A 20,716-nucleotide genomic window follows, 5' to 3' on the forward strand; every position below is an offset into this window, starting at 1 on the left:
AAGAAGCATCTGATGCCATTAATACTGCTGCCAGTGAGATCTCTGCGGGCAATAATGATCTGTCTCAGCGGACGGAAGAGCAGGCATCGAGCCTCGAAGAAACGGCGGCATCAATGGAAGAGCTGACCTCAACCGTTCAGCAAAATGCTGAGAATGCTTCCCAGGCGAATAATCTGGCACAGGGGGCCAGCCGAATCGCTCAGAAAGGCGGTGATGTTGTCAATCAGGTTGTTACTACGATGCGAACCATCAGTGATAACTCCAGACAGGTTGAAGAGATCATCAGCGTTATTGACAGTATTGCCTTTCAGACAAATATTCTTGCGCTTAATGCTGCGGTGGAAGCTGCCCGAGCCGGTGAGCAGGGGCGTGGTTTTGCGGTTGTGGCGACAGAAGTCCGTAATCTGGCGAAACGCAGTGCCGGGGCCGCAAAAGAGATTAAAGAACTTATCGTGACTTCAGTTGATACGGTAGAAGAGGGGTCTCAGTTAGTTGATGATGCCGGGGCAACCATGAAAGATATCGTGGATGCGATCGGCCAGGTAACAAGCATTATGACGGAGATCTCAGCTGCATCTGCTGAACAGAGGTCTGGCATTGAACAGGTTAATACCGCAATCACACAGATTGATGATGTTACGCAACAGAACGCAGCTCTGGTTGAAGAAGCTGCCGCAGCGGCTGAGTCTACCGAAGAGCAGGCACGCTCCCTGGTTGGTTCGGTTAGTTTGTTTAAACTTGATGCTGATGCTGGCAACCAGAGCATAATGACCCAGCCCTCATCAGATGCTCCCTTCAGTACCGAACTGAAGACTCCTGCGGTGGTGGCTCCTCGGGTTAAAAGTTCTGATGGGCTAATGTCACAGTCCTCAAAGTCTGACGCCGATGGCGATTGGGAAGAGTTCTGATAGAGGCGCTTGCCGTAAGAATCATAGGCTGCCGGATGGCAGCCTATTTTTTAGGATTGGAAGATGCAAACATCCCGTTCTGACCGCGAATTTCACTTTACAGACAGTAACTTTGCGACGATTAAGGCGCTTATATACGATCGGGCTGGCATTAATCTGGCCGAGACAAAAAAGGATATGGTTTATAGTCGGCTATCCCGGCGCCTGAGAGTTAACGGCTTAAACAGCTTTCAGCAGTATCTTGATCTGTTGGCCGATCCGGCCAGTGATGAGCAGCAGGAGTTTGTGAATTCGCTGACGACGAACCTGGCCTCTTTTTTCAGGGAGGCGCACCATTTTGATGCCCTGAAGGCGTATTTCTCAGAGCACCCGGATAAGAAAAAATTCCGGATCTGGTGTTGTGCCGCTTCGACCGGTGAAGAGCCATACTCAATTGCAATGGCTGCTATTGAATACTTTGGTTGTTATAACCCTCCCGTAGAGATTCTGGCATCCGACCTGGATACTAAAGTACTCGAAAAAGCGCGACAAGGCGTCTACGCTTTTGAAAGGGTTGAAAGTCTTTCTGATCAACGGCTTAAAGCATTCTTTTTTCGTGGTAAGGGTAATAATTCAGGCTTGGTTAAAGTAAAATCTGAATTACAGGATCTTGTTTTTTTCCTCAATCTGAACTTACTTAATAATAACTGGCCGTTTGATGATCCGTTCGACATTATTTTTTGCCGTAATGTCATGATCTACTTTGATAAGCCGACGCAATATAAAGTACTGAAAAAATTTGTTCCATATCTGAAGGAGGATGGTCTGCTATTTGCGGGACACTCAGAGAGCTTCCCCCACGCATCTGACCTGTTCAGGTTACGAAAGCACACTGTCTATGTTAAGGCTACAAAATAAGCTAAATGGTAGGTAAGGCCATGGATATTTTGCATGAAGCTTCGCAGCCGAAGATCTACTTCGACAGGAAGTTTAACTGTCAGGTAGCGAAGATATTACCTGGTGAGTTTTACGTCGCTTCCACTGATATGGCGATCAGTACGGTACTGGGCTCCTGCATATCGGCTTGCATTCGGGATACCAAATTAAATATTGGGGGGATGAATCATTTTATGCTGCCGGGTAACTCAGATGTTTTTAATCCTCTTAGTGCTTCCGCCCGTTATGGCAGCTATGCAATGGAGATGCTGATTAATGAGATTCTTAAACGAGGAGCTAAACGAGAAAACCTGGAAGCGAAAATATTTGGTGGGGGTAATGTCGTTGCATCCATGACAAACAGTAATGTCGGGAAACGTAATGCACAGTTCGTTATTGATTACCTGAGCTTTGAATCCATACCGATTACCGCTAAAGATCTGCTCGACACTTGCCCACGTAAAGTCGTGTTCTTCCCTGAAACAGGCCGAGTCCTTATGAAACGTCTTCGTAGTGGCGGTGCTGATAGGGAAGTGCTCGAGATTGAGAGCCAGTACAGTCAGTCTCTTGGTCAGACACCTGTATCGAATGATATTGAACTCTTCGATTAACAATGGTGATTAAAGGATATGCGTTGTGATTGAGGTTGTTATTGTCGATGATTCAGCACTGATCCGTAATCTTCTGAAAGAGATCATCAGTGAGCAGGATGATATGACGGTTACTGGTCTGGCTCGAGACCCCTATGAAGCCAGAGAAGTGATCCGGCAGGTAAACCCTGACGTTATTACCCTGGATGTAGAAATGCCCAGAATGGATGGGCTGGATTTCCTTGAAAAGCTAATGCGCCTGCGGCCGACCCCTGTTGTTATGATCTCAACAATGACGACAGTGGGCTCAGATACAACGATTCGTGCGTTGGAACTGGGTGCCTTAGATTTTATCCCTAAGCCCAAGGTTGGAGTATCCGGTGAGTTGAAACAGTACAGCGACATAATCTGTGACAAGATACGTATTGCGGCCCAGGCTGGCCCGCATCTGAATAATATCCGTAAGAACAAAAATAATCAGCTGACCACTGATAAGCCGATTCTTTTCTCTCCGAACGCACTGAGTAAAATTATAGCTATTGGGGCATCAACAGGTGGTACAGAGGCGATTAAAAATCTCTTAATGCCATTGCCTGTTCATTCGCCTGCTATTGTTATAACTCAGCATATGCCCCCAGGCTTTACTCATACATTTGCTGAACGCATGAACAGCCTAACCCGTCTCAATGTTAAGGAAGCTGAGGATGGGGATATACTTGCCCCCGGTCATGTTTTTATCGCCCCTGGTGACCGCCACCTTAAAGTTGAAGAGGAAGGTGAACATTTTATTGTTAAGCTTGACTCGGGGCCAGCGGTTAACCGTCACAAGCCTTCTGTGGATGTCCTGTTTGATTCCCTGGTTCGTTATGGTCGCAATGTAGCCGCTGTGATACTGACAGGTATGGGAGCCGATGGAGCGCAGGGGCTTAAGCGTTTGCGGGATGCCGGTGCCAGAACTTTTGGGCAGGATGAAGCAAGTTGTGTGGTCTATGGCATGCCGAAAGCAGCAGAAAGGCTCGGTGCTGTCGAATTTGTTTACCCTTTGGAATTAATACCTGTACAGCTTGCCCGAACCATGAATAAATAACTGACTGACATATTTTGAACTGACAACCGTTTTGGGAGCCACCATGAATATCCAAACAACAACTAATGATTCTCAAAGTACCATGCGTCTTAGTGGTCGCTTTGATTTTAACTCGCACAAAGTCTTTCGTGAGACGTACCAGCAACTTCTTGACGCTAAAGCAGAGCTTATTGCGCTTGAGATGAGCCAGGTCGACTATCTGGATAGCTCTGCACTTGGGATGCTGCTGCAGTTCAAAGAGAAAGCCGATATGCAAAGTACCAGAATCACCCTGCAGAACTGTTCTCAGTTGGCAAAGGATGTTCTTGCTATTGCCAATTTCGATAAGTTATTTGAAATCTCCTGAGTGGTATTCTGACTATGCGTATTCTTGCGGTAGATGACACCCGGGCAAACTTAGTATTGCTTCAGGCGATGCTGAAACGGTCCGGTCATGAGGTTGTAACGGCTGAAAATGGTGAGGACGCACTTGAGGTTTTTTCGGAACAACAGCCTGATCTTGTTCTGATGGATGTCATGATGCCGGGTATGGATGGCTTCGAAACAGCTCAAAAACTTCAGGATATGTCAGCGCCACGCTGGGTACCCATCATATTTATTTCCGCTGCCGCCACAGAAGAATATTATATTAAAGGTCACCAGTCTGGCGGGGCTGATTATCTGTTTAAACCGATTAACCAGGTGATCCTGAATACTAAAATTGAATCGATTAAGCGTATTGTGGATATGCAGAATACGCTTCATAGTCAAAATACTGCACTGCAGGAATATGTTGAAAAAGATGAGGCTGAGCGCCGCATATCCCGACATATTATGGAGCATATGGCAGAGAGTAAGGGGCTTGAAGATCCTCTTATCAGCTCCATGATTACTCCGGCTGAGCAGTTTAGCGGTGATGTACTGTGTGCCGCACGCTCGCCAAGCAATCGTCTTTACCTGTTACTTGGTGATGCTGTTGGTCATGGCCTTGCGGCTGCAATTAATACGCTGCCTATCTCAGGCACGTTCTATTCCATGGTTTATAAAGGTTTTGAGCTTAAGACCATTGCAAAGGAGTTGAATCGCCGTATTAAAGAGGCGATGCCAACAGGCTGTTTTGTTGCTTGCGGTATCGTTATGATCGATCCCGGAGAGTCTTATGCTGAGGTCTGGAATGCCGGCTTGCCCACTTTTTATTGCGTTGACTCACATGGGCATGTATCCGATACCTTTGAATCCACACAGCTACCTTTAGGTGTTCTGACCGCTGATCAGTATGAAGTCACGAGTGAGATTATTCCCTACCGACCCGGGCATCAGATTGTGTTGTTTTCTGACGGCCTTATTGAGGCTGAAAGTGGTGATGGTGATTTCTTTGGCATTGAGAGGCTACTTGGCTGCCTGCATAACCCTGAGAACCGGTTGGATGATATCCGTTGCGCCTTGCAGGATTTCTTAGGTGACCAGCACCCACATGATGATGTCACATTGGCTCTGGTTGATATGCCTGCGCAGGATGTCAGTGGGTTTGATATTTTTAATGATCAGCAGCAGACAGAAATTTTAACTTCGGTTCCACCGGCAGATAGTGTCGATTGGCGGGTGAGTTTTCATCTTGGCGTGTCAGAAGTTAAAGCACTGGATCTTACCCCTATGATTCTTGGTGCTCTTGGCCAATTTAAAGGTCTGGAAAAGCACAATCAAAAGCTGTTTCTGATTATGGCCGAGCTGCTCAATAATGCATTGGATCATGGCTTGCTTAAGCTGGATTCCAGTCTTAAGTCTGGTCCTGATGCTTTTGAAAAATACCTTGCCGAGCGGCAGCAGCGGCTTGAAGAGCTTGGCTCAGGTTGTATTGACATTACGGCCAGTAAACTGCGTCTGCATGACGAGTCCTTCCTGCGGATTACCATTGAGGATACGGGGAATGGCTTTAATTACGAACATTTTAATCAGCCGCTTCCTTCCGAACAGCCGGTGATGCATGGCCGGGGCATCAAGCTCGTTAAGCAGCTTTGTCGTGTGGTCGTTTATGAAGATCGTGGTAACAAAGTTACTGTCGATTATGACCTGGGCACACCGGACAGGTTTTCCTGATTTATCCGCGTTTGTTAAATACTGCCTCGATATCAGAGTACATGATGAGCAATCCCCTTATTGCCAATATATCGCTGCTTTTTTCCGATAGCCCTATGCCAGAGCGCTTTCAGCGCGCGGCAGATAAAGGCTTTACTCAGGTGGAAATTCAATTTCCCTATGAATGGCCTGCAGAGCAGCTGAAATATTGGGCCGACACTGCAGGTGTCGGCATTTATCTGATTAATATTCCCGCCGGGGATTTATTAAATGGCGGGCTAGGTCTCAGCTGTCATCATGCACTGCAGGCTGATTTTATGCAGGGCTGCGCCCAAGCTATTGAGTACGGCAATGTGTTGGGCGTGAAGCGCATTAACGTTTTGGCTGGCTGCCTAAGTCATACGGATGATTATGATGCATGCATCGCAATGTATATTGAAAATATCCGTTATGCGGCAGAGTTGATGTTGCATGAAGGCATACAGGTTACTTTTGAAGCAATCAATCATATTGATATGCCGGGGTATCTGGTCAGCCGTTTTGACCAGATGAAGGCTGTTTATGATGCCGTTGCCCATCCCAATGCGTTGATGCAGTACGATATCTATCATATGGCGATGATGGGGGAGCCTGTTTCTGATCATATCCGTGACTACGCATCTGAAATAGGCCATATACAGTTTGCTGATGCGCCTGGTCGGGGTGCGCCAGGCACAGGTGCACTCCCGCTTGGCGAGATATTGCAGCTAATTGATAAAAGCGCTTATGCCGGCGCCGTTGCAGCAGAGTATCAGGTTTCAGGTGACGACAACCTGGATTACGGGTGGCTAAGGTTGCCGGAGTAAGCTACACAGCCGATTCGGAGTTGCAAGAGCTATTTTTGACTCTCATTCTTAGCTGAAAGAAGATTCACCAGTTTAGCTATGATTTTATCTTTGATCTTTTCCCGGGTCATCGGAGGCAGGGAGTTCATCACTTTTTTATCAAAACGGAATAAAATGCAGGTCTCGTCAGCAACCACATTGCTTGTTCTGGGTGTGTTGGTCAGAAATGAAACCTCGCCAAAAAAGTCACCTGGCTCCAGTGCTGCCAGTACTTTCTGATTCTCTTCAAGCTCTACATGGGCTTTCCCGTGCAGAAGAATATAGAATGCAGAATCCCGCTCACCCTGAACAATAATGTTTTCCCCTTCATCTGCAGCAACAAATCGACTTCGGGTGTCAACAATCATGTTTTTCTCACCTGGGTTAAAGGCGCTGAAAAAATCAATTTTATTCAGAATATTCAGTATCTTAACCCGATTAAGCAGACGTATACCTTTCATCTTGATAACCTTAGAATCTTTTGATAGTTATTTAACCTTATCATTTTTAGGTCGTAGTTTAACGTTATCTTAGAAGGGGACACAAACCCTGCAGGAGCATAAATAGCATTAGGGATAATACAATTCTGCCTTGTGTCACTTTTCATTGGTGTATTGTTACACGGATTCAAGCTAACATAATGAGATATAATGATTTTTGTCTCAGGAGGAGCGTTGTACATGCAAAGGATATTTCTTAAAAAAGGTTAAACACTATGGCATTGAACGATAAAGGCGATCTGATAAAAGTTTCGGCAGCAGACCTTATGATTGGGGATACATTGCCATGGACTGTTTATGATGCTACCGGACGATTACTGATGGAGTCGGGTCACGTCATTTCAACCCAATCGCGGCTTAATTCAATTATTTCGTCTGGTTATCGTTTGGATGAGTTACCGACAGAGGCTGAAGAGCTTGTCTCTGAACCTGTTACCCCTGATCTCCCGTCACCCACTGTCTATGCTAAAGATACAAACCCTTTCAATGAACTTGAGGAGATGTGCCTTGAGCTGGAACAGGCTTTTGGCGGTATTATCGGTGACGGCAGCTTTAAAGAGGGGCGACTGGAGCGTCGTCTGTATGAGTCTTCATCCCAGATTCAAGGACTGATTAAGCTTAATGGTGATGCTCTTCTTGGGTCAATTCACCTATCTAACAAATTTAACTATTCCATTAAGCACCCGCTTCATGTTGCGATTATCTCTTCAATTATTGCAGATGCACTTGAGCTGCCTCAGGATGTTCAGCTTGCAATGATTGGAGCTGCTATTACGGCTAATGTTGCCATGAGTTCCTATCAGGATAGCCTGCAGGAGCATAAAGGCCCCCTTACCGCTGAGCAGGAAGCCCGTGTTAAAGAGCACCCCAGAGAAAGTTATAATCTGCTGAAAACAGCAGGAATTACTAATCCGCTTTGGCTCGATATTGTCCTTCAGCATCATGAAAAAATTGATGGCAGTGGCTACCCGGAAGGTCTTCGGGGTGATCAGATCTGCCTTGAGGCGAAAATAGTTGGTTTGGCAGATATTTATTCTGCGATGATTTCCGGTCGGGCATATCGCCCGGCACTGACACCTCAGAGAAGCCTTAAGCAGCTATTCATGCAGCGTGGCAGTTTCTTTGATGAATCCCTGACAAATATTTTCCTTTCTGAATTGGGTGTACATCCTCCCGGATCAACTGTTGAGCTGGCAAATGGTGAGATGGGGGTTGTCATCAAACGAAAAGCGGCAGAGAGCAGTAAGCCGGTTGTTTCGTCTATCCGGGATCGTTTTGGTACACGCTTCATGCACCCGGTTATGCGCGATACCGGTGATAAGCGCTATAGCATAAAAAGTGACGTAAAAGCCGAGCAGCTTGGGAATATTAATCCTTCAATCTTGTGGGGATTAAAGCTGATGCGTGTCAGTTAACCGATCTGTACTCTTCTGGGTGATAAGTGTTTTTAGGGGTAGTTGGTTATGAACAGGTTGTTTGTGTTAATTCTCAGCCTTTTTCTGGTGGGGAGTGTCAGTGCTGCAGACTATGCAGACCCGAGTGTTGCCACACAGGCACGACAGGATCAGTTTGAAGATATCAAAGCAAGTTTTAAACAGCTTCGTTTTATTCTGATTCAGGACGAGTTCGATGCTGTTTCTGCCCGTGCTGAGGCGGATAAGCTGGCTGCTCTAAGTCAGCCGTTACTGGAGATGTTTCGTGTCAGGTCTGATCACGGGAATACAAAAGCACTGGGACGGATTTGGGATAGCTGGCCTCGCTTTGAAGCTCAGATGCTGAAGTTTGTTGAATTAACGGAAAAGACGGCTGAGAGCCTCGAGTACGCTAATCAAGAGGATGCCCGTATGTATATTGATCAGGCTGCGAAGAGTTGTAAAAGCTGTCACCGTTTCTTTAAAAAGCGTTGAGCTCTGTTTTTCCAGGGTGTTTTTTCCACTTACTCCACCTTGGGCTCTCTTATTTCTCCCTTGTCGACAGCAGCTGATGGCCTAATGAGCCAGGCTGCTGTCTTATCTTTAGTGATAACCCGCTCTAAATATGAGCATACCCTTCCAGAGCTGTGATCAGGGTTTGCATCTCTTCACGGGTTCCTATGCTGATACGTAAGTAATTTTCAATGCCCGGCTTAGTAAAATGGCGTACCAGAATATTTTCATGGCGCAGGTACGTCATCAGATCGTCCCCGGCAGCCGTTCTGTGGCGGGCAAAAACAAAATTAGTACTCGATGGCAACACTTCGAAACCGAGAGATTTCAGCTGCTCCGTGGTCCAGTTTCTGTCGCTTATAATCTGTTGTACGGTTTGGGCAAAGTAGCTTGTATCTTCAATTGCCGCAGTAGCAGATGCCAGTGCCAACATATCCAGTGGATAAGAGTTGAAGGAGTTTTTGACCCGCTCCAGGCCTGCTATTAAGTCCGGATGACCCAAGGCAAAGCCTATACGCATGCCTGCAAGGCTACGCGATTTTGAAAGAGTTTGTACCACCAGAAGATTGGAGTATTTACCTATCAATGAACAGGCGCTTTCTGCGCCGAAATCCACATAAGCCTCGTCAACAAGAACCAGAGTATTTGTATTTCTTTGCAGTAACTCTTCAATCTCACCTAGGCTTACCGCAATGCCGGTAGGGGCATTGGGATTGGCAAAGATAATGCCGCCATTATCCTGATGGTACTGGCTAAGGTCGATACAGAAATCATCTGTCAGTGGAATGTGCTCAGCCTCAATGTTGTAAAGATTGCAGTAAACATCATAGAAGCTGTATGTCATTGCCGGCATTAACAGAGGTTTTTTCTGACGGAAAAATGCCATAAACGCATGTGCCAGAACTTCATCAGAACCATTCCCGACAAAGACATGATCCATAGGAAGTTCAAAGTAATGACTTAGAGCTTCTTTAAGGACTGAGCCATCAGGGTCCGGATAGAGGCGGAGCTTTTCCATCGGGAAATGGTCAAGAGCCTCAATTACTTTAGGCGATGGCGGATATGGGTTTTCATTGGTATTCAGTTTGATGATATTGCTGGTTTTAGGCTGCTCACCCGGGACATAGGGTTGAAGGGAGTTTAACGCGTCACTCCAGAATTTACTCATGTGTTAACTCTTCTGTTTTCTGTAAGGGTATTTTGCAGGACATTGCGAAATGCGTGATTGGCTGTCAATTTAATAAACTGTAAAACAAAGCTGAACAAGTCTGACGCATCGCAATAAAGACCCGCATAAGACTAGCATTGCCTATGATAATTCTCACCTGTAATGGCTGCTTTTTTCGGGCATCCAGCATCCTTGTGATGACTCTGTAAATAAAATGTTACATGCCCAGGTTGAGACTTTACACCTGACAGGTGTTGGAAAGTCCCTTTTTTTAGGACTGACAGGTATAATCTTTAGCCTATAACATCTCAGTTTTTCTTTTGTCCACGTCAAAACCCATTTCTCCAACAACAATAAATGTCAGGGTGACGATGGCTTCTGCGTTGGGTTGTCCGCCGGCATGTATTGCCTTTGTGCGGATTCCGCTCGTGATGCATCTTGTTTTGGAGAATCTAATGAAAGTTTATGCTACTCAGTGGTTGGCTATTGTTGAGGCCTGCTTGCTGGTTGCCCTTGGTGTGCAGCTGATCAATGCATCTGACCTTTTGGTTGGCGGTACAGCTGGTTTAACATTAATTGCGCTTCAATTTTTACCTGATATGACCTTTGGCCAGGTTTTCTTCCTGGTTAATCTGCCTTTTTATCTGATCGCTCTTCGCTATTTGGGCCTTGGTTTTACAATGCGGACATTTGGAGCCGTCTCTTTATTATCTGTTTTTTCAGATCTTATCTCGCAGCATGTCAGTCTTGAGTTAGCCCATCCTTTGATTGCGTCTGTTTTGGGTGGTCTTCTGATTGGCTTAGGGCTTACTTTCCTGATCCGGGCGCAGGCTTCATTGGGTGGAATTACGATTCTTGCTGTATTTCTTGAGCGTCGTTTATCCATTAATGCAGCACGAACTACATTGGCAACAGATATGAGTATTCTGATGTTTGGTTTTGTCTTTTTTGACACCTTAACCGTTGTGTATTCTATTGCTGCCTTCATCGCTGTCGGCTCTGTAATGGGGCGTTATCGCAAACCTGCTTTTATTCCACCTGAACAGGCCGCATCCAAGGTCAAATTACCGCTGCAGCAGAGGACTGCTAAAGCTTAACTTTTCCGACTCTATTTTGATGGGGTTCCAAAAACGGCAGATGATTTTGCCGTTTTTTTTATGCGGTATTTAATGTGGTGACTCTGATTTGAGCTCTGTAGAATTTAGTACTGATAGGATGTGATGGCGTTATAATGTGTAGGCATTTGGGTAAATCAGTCAGAAAATCGTATTAAACCAGCAGTATTTTCCAGAGAAAAAGGGCCGCCATTGAACAGCCATAAGTATGTTATAGCAACCACTCAACAAAACCAGGCTGAAGTGTCAGCTAGCTCGTTAAGTCGCAGGGGGTTTCTGCGAATGAGTACTTTTGGGTTGGCAGCAGTGGCGATGCCGCGCTGGAGTCTGGCTCGGGTTGATTCCGGTATTACGTATCACTACCGGTTAACAGCTGAGGTTGCTGAGACTGAGTTGGTTCCGGGCTTCCGGAGCAGCGTTCTGGCATTTAATGGTGATATTCCTGCGCCGGTTATCCGGGCAAAGCAAGGGCAGCCGGTTCGTATAGAATTTACCAATAAACTGGATGAGCCGACGACAATTCATTGGCATGGTCTTCGTATTCCGATTGCAATGGACGGCGTGCCTTTTCTGAGCCAGAAACCGGTTATGCCGGGTGAAACCTTTGTTTATGAGTTTACGCCGCCGGATGCGGGGACGTTCTGGTATCACCCGCATATGAATAGCGTCGAGCAACTAGGCAAGGGTCTTGTTGGTGCCTTGATTGTTGAAGAGGCGATAAAGCCAGACTTTGATATTGATGAAGTCCTGATTCTTAAACACTGGCATCTGGATAAACAGGGCCAATGGAAAGCTCTCACCCGGCCCCGTTATGCGGCCCGAATGGGAACCCCCGGGGAATGGGGTACTGCTAATGGCATCAATAACCCGACACTGAGTTATCGGGCAGGAAGTCGGGTTCGGCTGCGGTTAGCCAATGTCGATAATACTATGACGTATAATCTGCGCCTGAAAGGGGTATCAGCCGAGGTTATCGCCATTGATGGTAATCCGGTATCAGCCCCTTTTGTTTTTGAGCAGCATAAAATCGGCCCTGGTATGCGCCTGGATCTGGCATTTATAATGCCTGCAGCCACTTCAGGCGACGATAGCGTTGTACTGGAGTATTTGCTGGGCAGGTTTGGTTTTCCTCTGGCAAACTTCACGGTATCCTCTGAGTCGCCATTAAACATCAGGCCGATCCCTCGCTTGATGATGAACCCGATTCCTGTACCTGATTTGCAGGCCGCAGAGACAGTTGCCTTTGCTTTTGAGTGGGAAGGAGCAATCAGCCCTGTTGATGAAGATGGTAAAACCCACGATACATTCTGGTTGATTAATCGTAGGCCCTGGCAGGGTATGGGGCCGGGTAATATTCCTGAGCCGGTGGCAGATCTGAAACTAGGCAAAAGCTATATTTTTGATCTGAAAAATAATACCCAATATCATCACCCTATTCATCTTCATGGTCATACTTTCCTGGTTTTCGAAATGGATGGTAAGGCTGTGACACCTTTTTATACGGATACGGTATTACTCGGTAAAAATGGTCGGGCTAAGGCGGCATTTGTTGCCGATAACCCCGGGAGCTGGATGTATCATTGCCATGTTATTGAGCATATGAAAACAGGTCTGATGGGCTATGTTAGGGTGAGTTAACCTTTTATTCTTTATTCGCAGGTAAATCGATAATGGATCGTGTTGCCCTTGGGCGTATTTTTATGAATGGCGGAGGCCTTTTGTTGGTTTCGACGGCTGTGGTTAATTGGGCTGAGATTATCGGTGTCAACAATGGTTATCTGGCCATTGGAGGAACGGTGGCCATGGTAATCGGTTATGGTTTGGGAAGAAATCAGCTATAGTTCCACTGTAAATACTACTGATGTTAGCATCGCCAGGTACGATTGCTATCAGCTCCGGTATGGCATGTAGCGGGTAACTCCTGCTTTGCGTTTACCATTAGTGCCCTCAAGTTCTCCCGGGCATCGCTATAATCGAATATTGGAATGTATAGGATGCCTGTCCCAGTCTCTCAGCCCATCGCACCTGCTCTTCGTTCTGTTCTGAGTCAATACAGAATACTTATATTTTCTTCTATTTTATTAGCGTTGGTTACTATAATGGGTGTTCATTATAGTATTAAGGTGACTGAAGAGACTTTCTATCTTTCCTTGGAGCGGGACTCTGAAGTTCTGGAAAAAAGTTTTAATGGCTTGTTAGAACGTACGTATAAAAACATGGAAATGATTGCGACGTTCATCAGTAGTCATCATGACGTTCAGCAGTTGTTCTACAAAGGGATGTTGGCCGTTCAGGCTGAGGGTGGTGGTGCCGGTGCTGAGTCTGCAGCGTTTTATCGTCATGCCCTTTATGATGCTGTTGCTCCTGGCTGGAAAAAAATTCAACAGCGATTTGATGCTCGTCAGCTTCACTTTCATCTGGCCCCCGGTTCTCTGAGTTTTTTACGTGTTCACCGACCGGAGAAATATGGCGACCGGATGGATGATATCCGACATACCGTTGTAGACGTGAATGCTTCGCTGGAACCTGCTCTTGGTTTTGAAACTGGTCGTGTTTACTCCGGTTTGCGTGGCGTTGTACCTGTTTTTTCAGAGGATAGTGAAACTCAGCAGCAGGTGCATGTGGGCGCTCTGGAGGTAGGGACCTCTTTCAATACCGTGCTGAAAATATTTGATGAAACGCAGAATGTTGGCGCTGGTATTTTATTGCGTCGCGATCATATTGCCGCGACGATGTGGCCCGAATATATCGGGGAGCGTTTTGGTGACGTAATTCACTCCTGTGACTGTTACCTGGAAGCGGAGTCACGGAAAGGTGAGCTGCGCAGAATGATGGATCTGCAGGCAGAGGATAACGAGAACCATCACAGCGTGAGGTTGTATCCTCTTGGTGAGCGCTATTATGGCTTCTCACTGATCCCTCTGTTTGATTATAAAAAGAGCCTATCGGACAAAGACCCTCAGAATCGCATTGGGTATGTTGCCTTCTGGTTTGACCAGACAGAAAAGTATCAACACCTGCAAAGTACCCGGGAGCGTTATCTGGTGCTGGGCGTTGTCGGCTTTCTGTTTGTTTTGTCCATGATGATTTTGCTGGTTCGTTTTTACATACGTCACCTCCGCATGCAGGTTGAACAGAAAACATTGGCACTGCAGGAGAGTATAGACCAGCTGAACCGGGCGCAGAAAATCGCCCACCTGGGGGCATTGGCAGTTGCAGGTCGAAGCAAATCAGCTGGTATTTTCTGATGAGGTTTACCGAATTGTGGGGCTGCCTCAGGGGACAGATATAAGCCTTGAGCAGTTTCTCTCCTGTGTTTATGAGGAGGACCGGGAAGAGGTCAGGCAAACGTTCCTAAGCGCGAAAAAAGGGATCTCCGGCGACCTGACCCATAGAGTTAAAAGCGAGAATGATCGTCTAATCTATGTCCGTAACCATATGGAAGTGCTTTTCAACGACGCCGGTGCTGTGGATCGCATCCTGGGTACTATTCAGGATATTTCACACCAGATTGAGCTACAAAAAGCGATAGAAGCTAAAGAGCAGCTGTATCGGCAGATTTTTGAGCGCAGCCGTGCAGTTAAATTGCTTCTGAACCCTGAGCAAGGGCAAATTATTGATGCCAATGAAGCCGCTCAAAGGTACTACGGGTACAGCCATAAGCAGCTAACCAGTATGGGAATTGAGCAGATCAATACTTTGCCACTGGAGGAGTTGAGAGCTGAGTTTTATCGGACACTGACTGAAAACTGTGATTATGGTAACTACAAACATCGCTTGGCGAATGGTGAAATACGTGATGTTGAAGTATATACCAGTGATGTGGAGTTTGATGGTAAGCACTATTACCATTCGATCATCTTTGATGTCACCGAGCGCAATCAGGTTTTGGCTCAGCTTGAAAAAGCGGCCATGCACGACAGTCTCACGGGGCTGTTTAACCGTAGAAGTGTGGATTATCGTGCTGAACCGGAGATCGCTCATTATCTGAGGACAGGTGAGCCATTCTCCGTCATCATGATGGATATTGATCACTTTAAACATTTTAATGATATCTATGGTCATGATGTCGGAGACCTTGTGCTCCGGCATGTTGCTCAGCTGTTTGAGTCTGAAGTGCGGGCAACGGACCTTGTGGGGCGCTTTGGCGGTGAAGAGTTTATTGTTCTGGCGCCGCAAACGGATAAAGAAAATGCTATCCTGCTTGCCGAGCGTATTGTGAGTTCCGTTCGGGCGTTTGAAATGGAATATGGCGATGAGCGCCTTAAAATAACACTTTCTGCAGGCGTAGCTACTCTGGATGAGAGTCTCTGCCTTAATCAGACCTTTGATCTGAAAGATTGCTTTGCTCAGTTGGTGAAGCATGCTGATGAACAGCTTTATAATGCCAAGTCCAAGGGGCGTGACCAGGTTTGTAGTTTCTGAATATCGTATTAATACCTGATGTCAGTGTGGCATGTGAGCCAGCCTCTGGCAGTCTGTTTTTTTGTAAGAGTCTATCTGTAAAAATTGGAGTGAGGTGTGGTTTTAAATGGATTGCCTGCGAGGCTGAGATGGCTGGGTTTATGGCTTGTTTTTCTTCTGGTCAGTGGGTGCAGTGTTGCGCCACCAAACCCACCTGAAACGGGGCCGGTGACACCTGAACAACCTTTGCCGGAAGACCGTTCCTCTGAGAGTGCACCGAATACAGAGCAGGAGTCTGCGCAGGAGGTGCTTCCGGCGGGTGTTATTTCCGGTCAGGTATCCTACCGGGAGAGAATTGCGCTTTTACCCGGTGCGTTTGTCCGCGTTGTACTGATCCGGGAAGCTGTGAAGGCAGAGCCTCCGGTTGAGATTGCTGAACAGATTTTTCACCCTTTAGGGCAGGTGCCGTTTACCTATCACCTGAAATTTAAACCGGAAGATATCCGTAGCGGTTTCCGTTACGTGGTCAAAGGCCAGATTTTCTCCGGAGACGAGCGCCTTTTATTTGCCAGTAAGTCCCCTGTTGTTATAGAGCCTTTAGGGCCTGATCGGGAGATCGATCTGCTGCTGATGCGTGTTCCGGTAACCCAGCAGTCCCATATGAAGCCTATGACCGCTGCAGTGAGCCGGGTTTTTCAGTGTGGGGATTTTGCCTTTGGCACCCGGACGGGAATCGGTGAAATTGCCCTGTATCTTCCTGATGGAGTTCTGGTGCTTTCACAGGTTCGCTCAGCTTCAGGAGCTCGTTATGAGGAGGGTGATACTCTGTTCTGGATGAAGGGTGATCGGGCAATGTTGTCCTATAAGGGCACATTGCACAGCCAGTGTGTGCATAACGCTGATCGTGATGCCCGAGATCCCCATGAGAGACGCCCGGTGGATTTTCGGGCAGTGGGTCAAGAGCCACCCTGGTTGCTAGAAGTCGTTTCTCAGCACAATCTTAACCTGATTACAGAATACGGACAGAAGCGAGTACAGCTGCCGGAACCAAAAGTCATCTACAGGCCGGACAGTGTTACTTACCGGGCTATGAACGGTGCTGACAGGGTATCTGCGACAGTACGCAGCGGCGCTTGTCAGGATTCCATGGCGGACAAAATATGGCCGCAACGTGTGAGTGTCTGGTGGAATGGCCGGCACTATCAAGGCTGCGGAGAGTTTCTGCAGCCCTAGCTGTTACCGGTGGGAGCGAACCCTTTTCACCGGTACAGGCTAGGTTGACGCCCCGTGTCAGGCGGCCCGGTTAAGACCCAGCTCTATGGCCAGCATTTGTAGTGATAAGTCCGGTATCTCTTCCGGTTCTACAGTGCGCGTGATATTTACTTTCCTTAAAGCATCATCCGCAAGGTCCAGCTCCTGGTGCTTAGGCAGTGGTTTCCCTTCATGGTCAAACAAACAGCGAATTTTCGGTCTTGACCGGGCTGACCGGGTAATATCGGTCACCATACCGATCTGTTGCCGGTTGAGTTCTACCAGAGTACCTATAGGGTAGATGCCAACAGACTGAATAAATCGTTCAACCAGCTTACCATCAAAGTTATGATTACGCAGACGGTACAGATTGCGCAGAGCCTGTGTTGGCGTTCCCTTATTACTGAAGTGCCGGTTACGGGTCATCGCTTCAAAGGTTGTGATAATCGCAAGAATCCGGGCTTCAAGCGGGATTTTTCGACCGGATATGCCCGCAGGGTATCCCGTTCCGTCAAAACGTTCGTGGTGGTAAGCGACGATGCTGTTTAAGGGCCGCAATGCCGGTGACTGATGTAAAATGTCACAGCTGTGATCGACATGTTTTTGGATGCTGATGCGTTGCCCGATACTCAAAACCTCTTTTTGCTTCAGTAGCTCTTCAGGAACCCTGATCATACCGATATCGTGCAATAGAGCGCTCATGCAGAGTCTGTGAAGGTGAGCCTTTGACATACCAAGGCTTCGACCAAAGCTGAGGCTAAGAACTGCCACATCGAGGGATTTACGCTCCAAAGAACTGTCTTTTTCTTCCAATTGGCTTAGCAGCGTGAGTGTGCTTGGGCGGGCCAATGTAGAAACCAGAAGCTTTTTAGAAGACGCCTCAAGCGCACTGGCATCCAGACTCAGCCCACTTCGGGCCCGTTCAAAGTTAGTACTTAAAATATCCAGACAGCTATGAAAACTATCGATCACAAACTGCCTGGAAACTTTGCTACTGAGGTCTGCTTTTGCCTGGGGCTTGGATGGTTTTACCTGGAGCCCGGATGGAGGACTCCCGGTTTCCGTTTGTTTGTGGGGGACTGAGTCTGATGTCTCTGTGTCCGCAGCCTGTTTCTGCTCAGATAATACCGGCTTGGGATGTTTCTGAGACTCAGTGGCAAGCGGTTTCTCTTCTTCGGGTGCGTCTGTTTCAATCGCTACAATATTGCAGTGCTGAAGCAATAGCGCCAAGTCTTCGCTGGTGCTTAAAACAAAGGGTTGTGTCCACTTAGGGCTTTTATCCCAGCCAATGTCCAGTGCCATGATTTTCATGCCGGGAGTTAACTGTTGAACAGGGATATTTTGTCGCATTTAATAATCCTGAAAGCAGAAAGCGTTGGCGGGTTGATCCATCTTTCAGGCCATTGCTCTAAAAAGTAAAAGCACCCTGTGTTTCAGGCACTGTTTTGCATTGTATTCTGACCTATCTTAGAGGATTGGCCAATCAGGTAAAAGTGATAAAAAAAACAATGTTTGAATTGGTAAGATTGCTGCTTAGTAATGCATGCCGGATGTACAGGGAGCCGAATTAATATTCGGCTTCTGGTGTTTTTCTGTTGACTAACCCAGTAGATTTTTAATCAGTTGAGTTACTTCATCCTGTGAGACATCGTTGGCAAATGAGAAAGAGTGGTAAGTATCGCCACCAAAATTGCGATCCAGCTCAAAGAGAACATGAGTTTGACCTGCGGTGCTGACAAAAGAAATTTCGACCTCTTTCAGGCCAAACAGCGCGAATTTATTAGGGCGGTATTCCAATTCCTGATAGCAGCCCAGGGAGGACTGGAAGTTCTGACCGCGAATAACGCCTTCTTCCACATCGGCTTTCATCAGACTGTAACCGCAGGCATCCATCGCCTGAAGGACTTTATTTTGCGTCGAGGTCGCAATGACGTCAACGGGGTCCTTATCGCTGGCATCCAGTGCCATATCGATATTCAGACCTGTGGCCAGCCAGACCTTACTCTGATTATACCGGGCACCATTGTTTGAGATGGGGGTTTCGTAGGGTAGCTGTGCCTGGAAAGGGATCTCCCGGGTTTCTCCCGGTCCGATGGAGAAGCGATCGGCAACATGCCAATGGGCCAGCGTTTTATTGACGACCATCTCGGTGTCATCCCGCTCAACTTTGACACGGGTTACCAGAGCCAGGTCCAGCCCGGATATCTCCTGTTCTGTTTCCCCACCTTTAACCACGATGGTTGCCTTGAAGTTTTCACCAGGGCAAAGCCGTTCTGTATGCAGCAGAGTGTCAACTTTGGCTCCACCGATGCCGATACTGGCAAGAATTTTCTTAAACATTGGAGATCCTTTTTCTGAAAATAGTATGGCGTATATGTTTTTTACGGTTATTAACTCAAGAGATGGGATGCAGATAGAGCTTTTTCAATACCCGTCTGATGTCAAATTTTAAGTCGGATCTTGCAGGACACCAGAGAGGCATCGGACTACCTTTATAGATTCAAGGATGATTTTATGATTTCTGGATGAGAATATTTCATTTACCTAAAGTTCATATCTGCCGATAGGAAACTCAATGTACCCCCGATTTATATATCAACCTGTTTGTAAATAAGTAGCTTCCGGTGATCAGCCGGACTTGAGGTGTTTTATGAAGATTCAACAAGGACAGTTTAATCTGCGCTCCAGTCATGAGGCTATTCAGCGACTGACAAAGGAAGAGTCTCTGCAGATTGTGAAACGCACTGACGGTAAAGATCAGGTGCTGACTTACCAGAATAAAACAGATGCCACCCAGGTTTCGCTGAGCTACTACGGGTCAGCTAACACCGCTTCTCAGGGCGCTGCCGGAGATGATACCTATGACCGTTTTCCGGTGCCGGGCCGTCAGGCTGATGCTCAGGAGCAGGCACCCTCTGATTCTGTGGGGACGAATGCACCCAGTGTATCAACTGATCCGCTTGATAATGGGTTGGCAATGGATGCTGAAGCGATAGCCGATCTGCGCATGTTGGCCTTTGTTCAGCTAATGGAGCAGATGTTTGGCCTGAGAATCTCGCTGGATGACTCCCATTTGTCAGAAGAAGATCTGAAGGATATACAGAAGCTGCGTGGGCTCGGGGAGCAGATGGATGCGATGAAGCCTGCTAACCAGCGCGCAGCGTCCGGCCAGAATACTGTACCAAGCAACGGGCAACAGATAACCTACAGTGCGACAACCTTTTATCATGAGGAAGAACATACGCACATGGAGGCAAAGGGCAAGGTGATTACAGAGGATGGCCGTGAACTTGAACTGTCCCTTGATCTCAATATGAGCCGTAGCTTTCAGTCTGAAAGTTTTGTTCAGTTTTCAGAAGGTAATCTGAAAGACCCGTTGGTCATTAACTTTGACCGACCCAGTGTCGGACTGAGTGACAAGCTGCACTTCCAGTTTGATCTGGATGCAGATGGCGAAGACGAAACACTGCCAGAGCTGTTAGCGGGTTCCGGCTATCTGGCACTGGATCTTAACGGCGATGGTGTTATCAACTCCGGTAATGAGTTATTTGGTGCTCAAAGTGGTGATGGTTTTGAAGAGCTGGCGCAATACGATGATGATGGCAACGGTTTTATTGATGAGAATGATGCCGTCTTCAGTCAGCTGAAAATATGGGTGCCAAAAGGTGAGGGTGAGAGTGAGCTATACGCATTACTGGACAAGGATGTTGGCGCCATCTATCTGAAGTCGGAGCAAACCCCTTTTGCTCTGAAAACTGAAACTGGCAACAGAACTCAGGGTTATGTCAGAGAATCAGGTGTATTCCTGAAGGAGTCTGGAGGTATCGCCTCCGTTCAGCAGATTGATCTGAAGGTTTAGCCAGACCTGGTAGAGAGAAAAACACCGCTGACGGCAGCAGAGCCTCAGCGGTGTTTTTGTTGATACAGCTATACCT

At 47.1% G+C, this 20,716-nt stretch carries 19 protein-coding genes and 1 pseudogene; 16 read left to right on the top strand and 4 right to left on the bottom strand.

The window, feature by feature from the left end; all coding sequences use genetic code 11:
* Positions 1 to 26: 26 nt before the first annotated feature.
* From BTA35_RS18940 to BTA35_RS10960, 7 genes and pseudogenes are all read left to right on the top strand, one after another.
* A pseudogene (locus BTA35_RS18940) lies at positions 27 to 740 on the top strand (methyl-accepting chemotaxis protein); the annotation flags it as partial.
* A 231-nt stretch (positions 741 to 971) separates the two neighbouring features.
* Positions 972 to 1,805, top strand: coding sequence for a CheR family methyltransferase (locus BTA35_RS10935; RefSeq protein WP_078319859.1), 834 nt, complete (start codon positions 972 to 974; stop codon positions 1,803 to 1,805).
* 20 nt (positions 1,806 to 1,825) lie between these two features.
* Positions 1,826 to 2,434, top strand: a complete 609-nt coding sequence (gene cheD / locus BTA35_RS10940; protein WP_078320002.1) for a chemoreceptor glutamine deamidase CheD — start codon at positions 1,826 to 1,828, stop codon at positions 2,432 to 2,434.
* A gap of 25 nt (positions 2,435 to 2,459) precedes the next feature.
* Entirely contained in the window at positions 2,460 to 3,500 is a 1,041-nt protein-coding gene (locus BTA35_RS10945; RefSeq protein WP_078319860.1) for a protein-glutamate methylesterase/protein-glutamine glutaminase, read from the top strand.
* A gap of 43 nt (positions 3,501 to 3,543) precedes the next feature.
* Complete coding sequence (locus BTA35_RS10950) at positions 3,544 to 3,846, top strand: STAS domain-containing protein (protein WP_078319861.1); 303 nt, start codon at positions 3,544 to 3,546, stop codon at positions 3,844 to 3,846.
* A 14-nt stretch (positions 3,847 to 3,860) separates the two neighbouring features.
* On the top strand, positions 3,861 to 5,576 hold the full coding sequence (locus BTA35_RS10955) for an ATP-binding SpoIIE family protein phosphatase (RefSeq protein ID WP_078319862.1): 1,716 nt from the start codon (positions 3,861 to 3,863) through the stop codon (positions 5,574 to 5,576).
* Positions 5,577 to 5,620: 44 nt separating this feature from the next.
* Entirely contained in the window at positions 5,621 to 6,400 is a 780-nt protein-coding gene (locus BTA35_RS10960) for a TIM barrel protein (protein WP_160055171.1), read from the top strand.
* Between the two features lie 29 nt (positions 6,401 to 6,429).
* On the opposite strand, the gene BTA35_RS10965 is transcribed toward BTA35_RS10960, so the two are convergent.
* Positions 6,430 to 6,879 (bottom strand): cyclic nucleotide-binding domain-containing protein, encoded by a 450-nt coding sequence (locus tag BTA35_RS10965; RefSeq protein WP_078319864.1) that lies wholly within the window; start codon positions 6,877 to 6,879, stop codon positions 6,430 to 6,432.
* Positions 6,880 to 7,133: 254 nt separating this feature from the next.
* On the opposite strand from BTA35_RS10965, the gene BTA35_RS10970 reads away from it, so the two are divergent.
* Together BTA35_RS10970 and BTA35_RS10975 are read left to right on the top strand one after the other, a co-directional pair.
* The gene (locus tag BTA35_RS10970) at positions 7,134 to 8,333 is read left to right on the top strand and encodes an HD-GYP domain-containing protein (RefSeq protein WP_078319865.1); all 1,200 of its coding nucleotides are present in this window, start codon (positions 7,134 to 7,136) and stop codon (positions 8,331 to 8,333) included.
* A gap of 48 nt (positions 8,334 to 8,381) precedes the next feature.
* Positions 8,382 to 8,825 carry a c-type cytochrome gene (locus BTA35_RS10975; RefSeq protein ID WP_078319866.1) on the top strand — a complete coding sequence of 148 codons (444 nt, stop codon included), beginning with the start codon at positions 8,382 to 8,384 and terminating at the stop codon, positions 8,823 to 8,825.
* 124 nt (positions 8,826 to 8,949) lie between these two features.
* On the opposite strand, the gene hisC is transcribed toward BTA35_RS10975, so the two are convergent.
* Positions 8,950 to 10,011: a histidinol-phosphate transaminase gene (gene hisC / locus BTA35_RS10980; RefSeq protein WP_078319867.1), complete on the bottom strand. Its 1,062-nt coding sequence runs from the start codon at positions 10,009 to 10,011 to the stop codon at positions 8,950 to 8,952.
* A 455-nt stretch (positions 10,012 to 10,466) separates the two neighbouring features.
* On the opposite strand from hisC, the gene BTA35_RS10985 reads away from it, so the two are divergent.
* The 6 genes from BTA35_RS10985 to BTA35_RS11005 all read left to right on the top strand — a co-directional run bounded on the left by BTA35_RS10985 (position 10,467) and on the right by BTA35_RS11005 (position 16,763).
* Complete coding sequence (locus BTA35_RS10985) at positions 10,467 to 11,108, top strand: DUF6198 family protein (RefSeq protein ID WP_078320003.1); 642 nt, start codon at positions 10,467 to 10,469, stop codon at positions 11,106 to 11,108.
* Positions 11,109 to 11,408: 300 nt separating this feature from the next.
* A complete protein-coding gene (locus tag BTA35_RS10990) occupies positions 11,409 to 12,764 on the top strand; it encodes a multicopper oxidase family protein (protein ID WP_078319868.1) in 1,356 nt (451 codons plus the stop codon).
* A gap of 32 nt (positions 12,765 to 12,796) precedes the next feature.
* Positions 12,797 to 12,967, top strand: coding sequence for a hypothetical protein (locus BTA35_RS17910; RefSeq protein ID WP_160055168.1), 171 nt, complete (start codon positions 12,797 to 12,799; stop codon positions 12,965 to 12,967).
* A gap of 258 nt (positions 12,968 to 13,225) precedes the next feature.
* Positions 13,226 to 14,374: a cache domain-containing protein gene (locus tag BTA35_RS10995; RefSeq protein WP_160055165.1), complete on the top strand. Its 1,149-nt coding sequence runs from the start codon at positions 13,226 to 13,228 to the stop codon at positions 14,372 to 14,374.
* Positions 14,340 to 15,551, top strand: a complete 1,212-nt coding sequence (locus tag BTA35_RS11000) for a GGDEF domain-containing protein (protein WP_078319870.1) — start codon at positions 14,340 to 14,342, stop codon at positions 15,549 to 15,551. The genes BTA35_RS10995 and BTA35_RS11000 overlap by 35 nt, the downstream gene beginning before the upstream one ends.
* A 207-nt stretch (positions 15,552 to 15,758) precedes the next feature.
* A complete protein-coding gene (locus BTA35_RS11005) occupies positions 15,759 to 16,763 on the top strand; it encodes a YbaY family lipoprotein (protein WP_160055162.1) in 1,005 nt (334 codons plus the stop codon).
* A 57-nt stretch (positions 16,764 to 16,820) separates the two neighbouring features.
* Here BTA35_RS11005 and BTA35_RS11010 read toward each other — a convergent pair whose 3' ends face one another.
* Complete coding sequence (locus tag BTA35_RS11010; RefSeq protein WP_078319872.1) at positions 16,821 to 18,131, bottom strand: cyclic di-GMP phosphodiesterase; 1,311 nt, start codon at positions 18,129 to 18,131, stop codon at positions 16,821 to 16,823.
* 249 nt (positions 18,132 to 18,380) lie between these two features.
* Positions 18,381 to 19,121 (bottom strand): sporulation protein, encoded by a 741-nt coding sequence (locus BTA35_RS11015; RefSeq protein WP_078319873.1) that lies wholly within the window; start codon positions 19,119 to 19,121, stop codon positions 18,381 to 18,383.
* A 310-nt stretch (positions 19,122 to 19,431) separates the two neighbouring features.
* Between BTA35_RS11015 and BTA35_RS11020 the strand changes: the two genes are divergently transcribed.
* Complete coding sequence (locus BTA35_RS11020; protein WP_078319874.1) at positions 19,432 to 20,640, top strand: SPM autocatalytic domain-containing protein; 1,209 nt, start codon at positions 19,432 to 19,434, stop codon at positions 20,638 to 20,640.
* The last annotated feature ends 76 nt before the right edge of the window (positions 20,641 to 20,716 follow it).

This window comes from Oceanospirillum linum (genome assembly GCF_001995095.2).
Lineage (GTDB): Bacteria > Pseudomonadota > Gammaproteobacteria > Pseudomonadales > Halomonadaceae > Oceanospirillum > Oceanospirillum linum.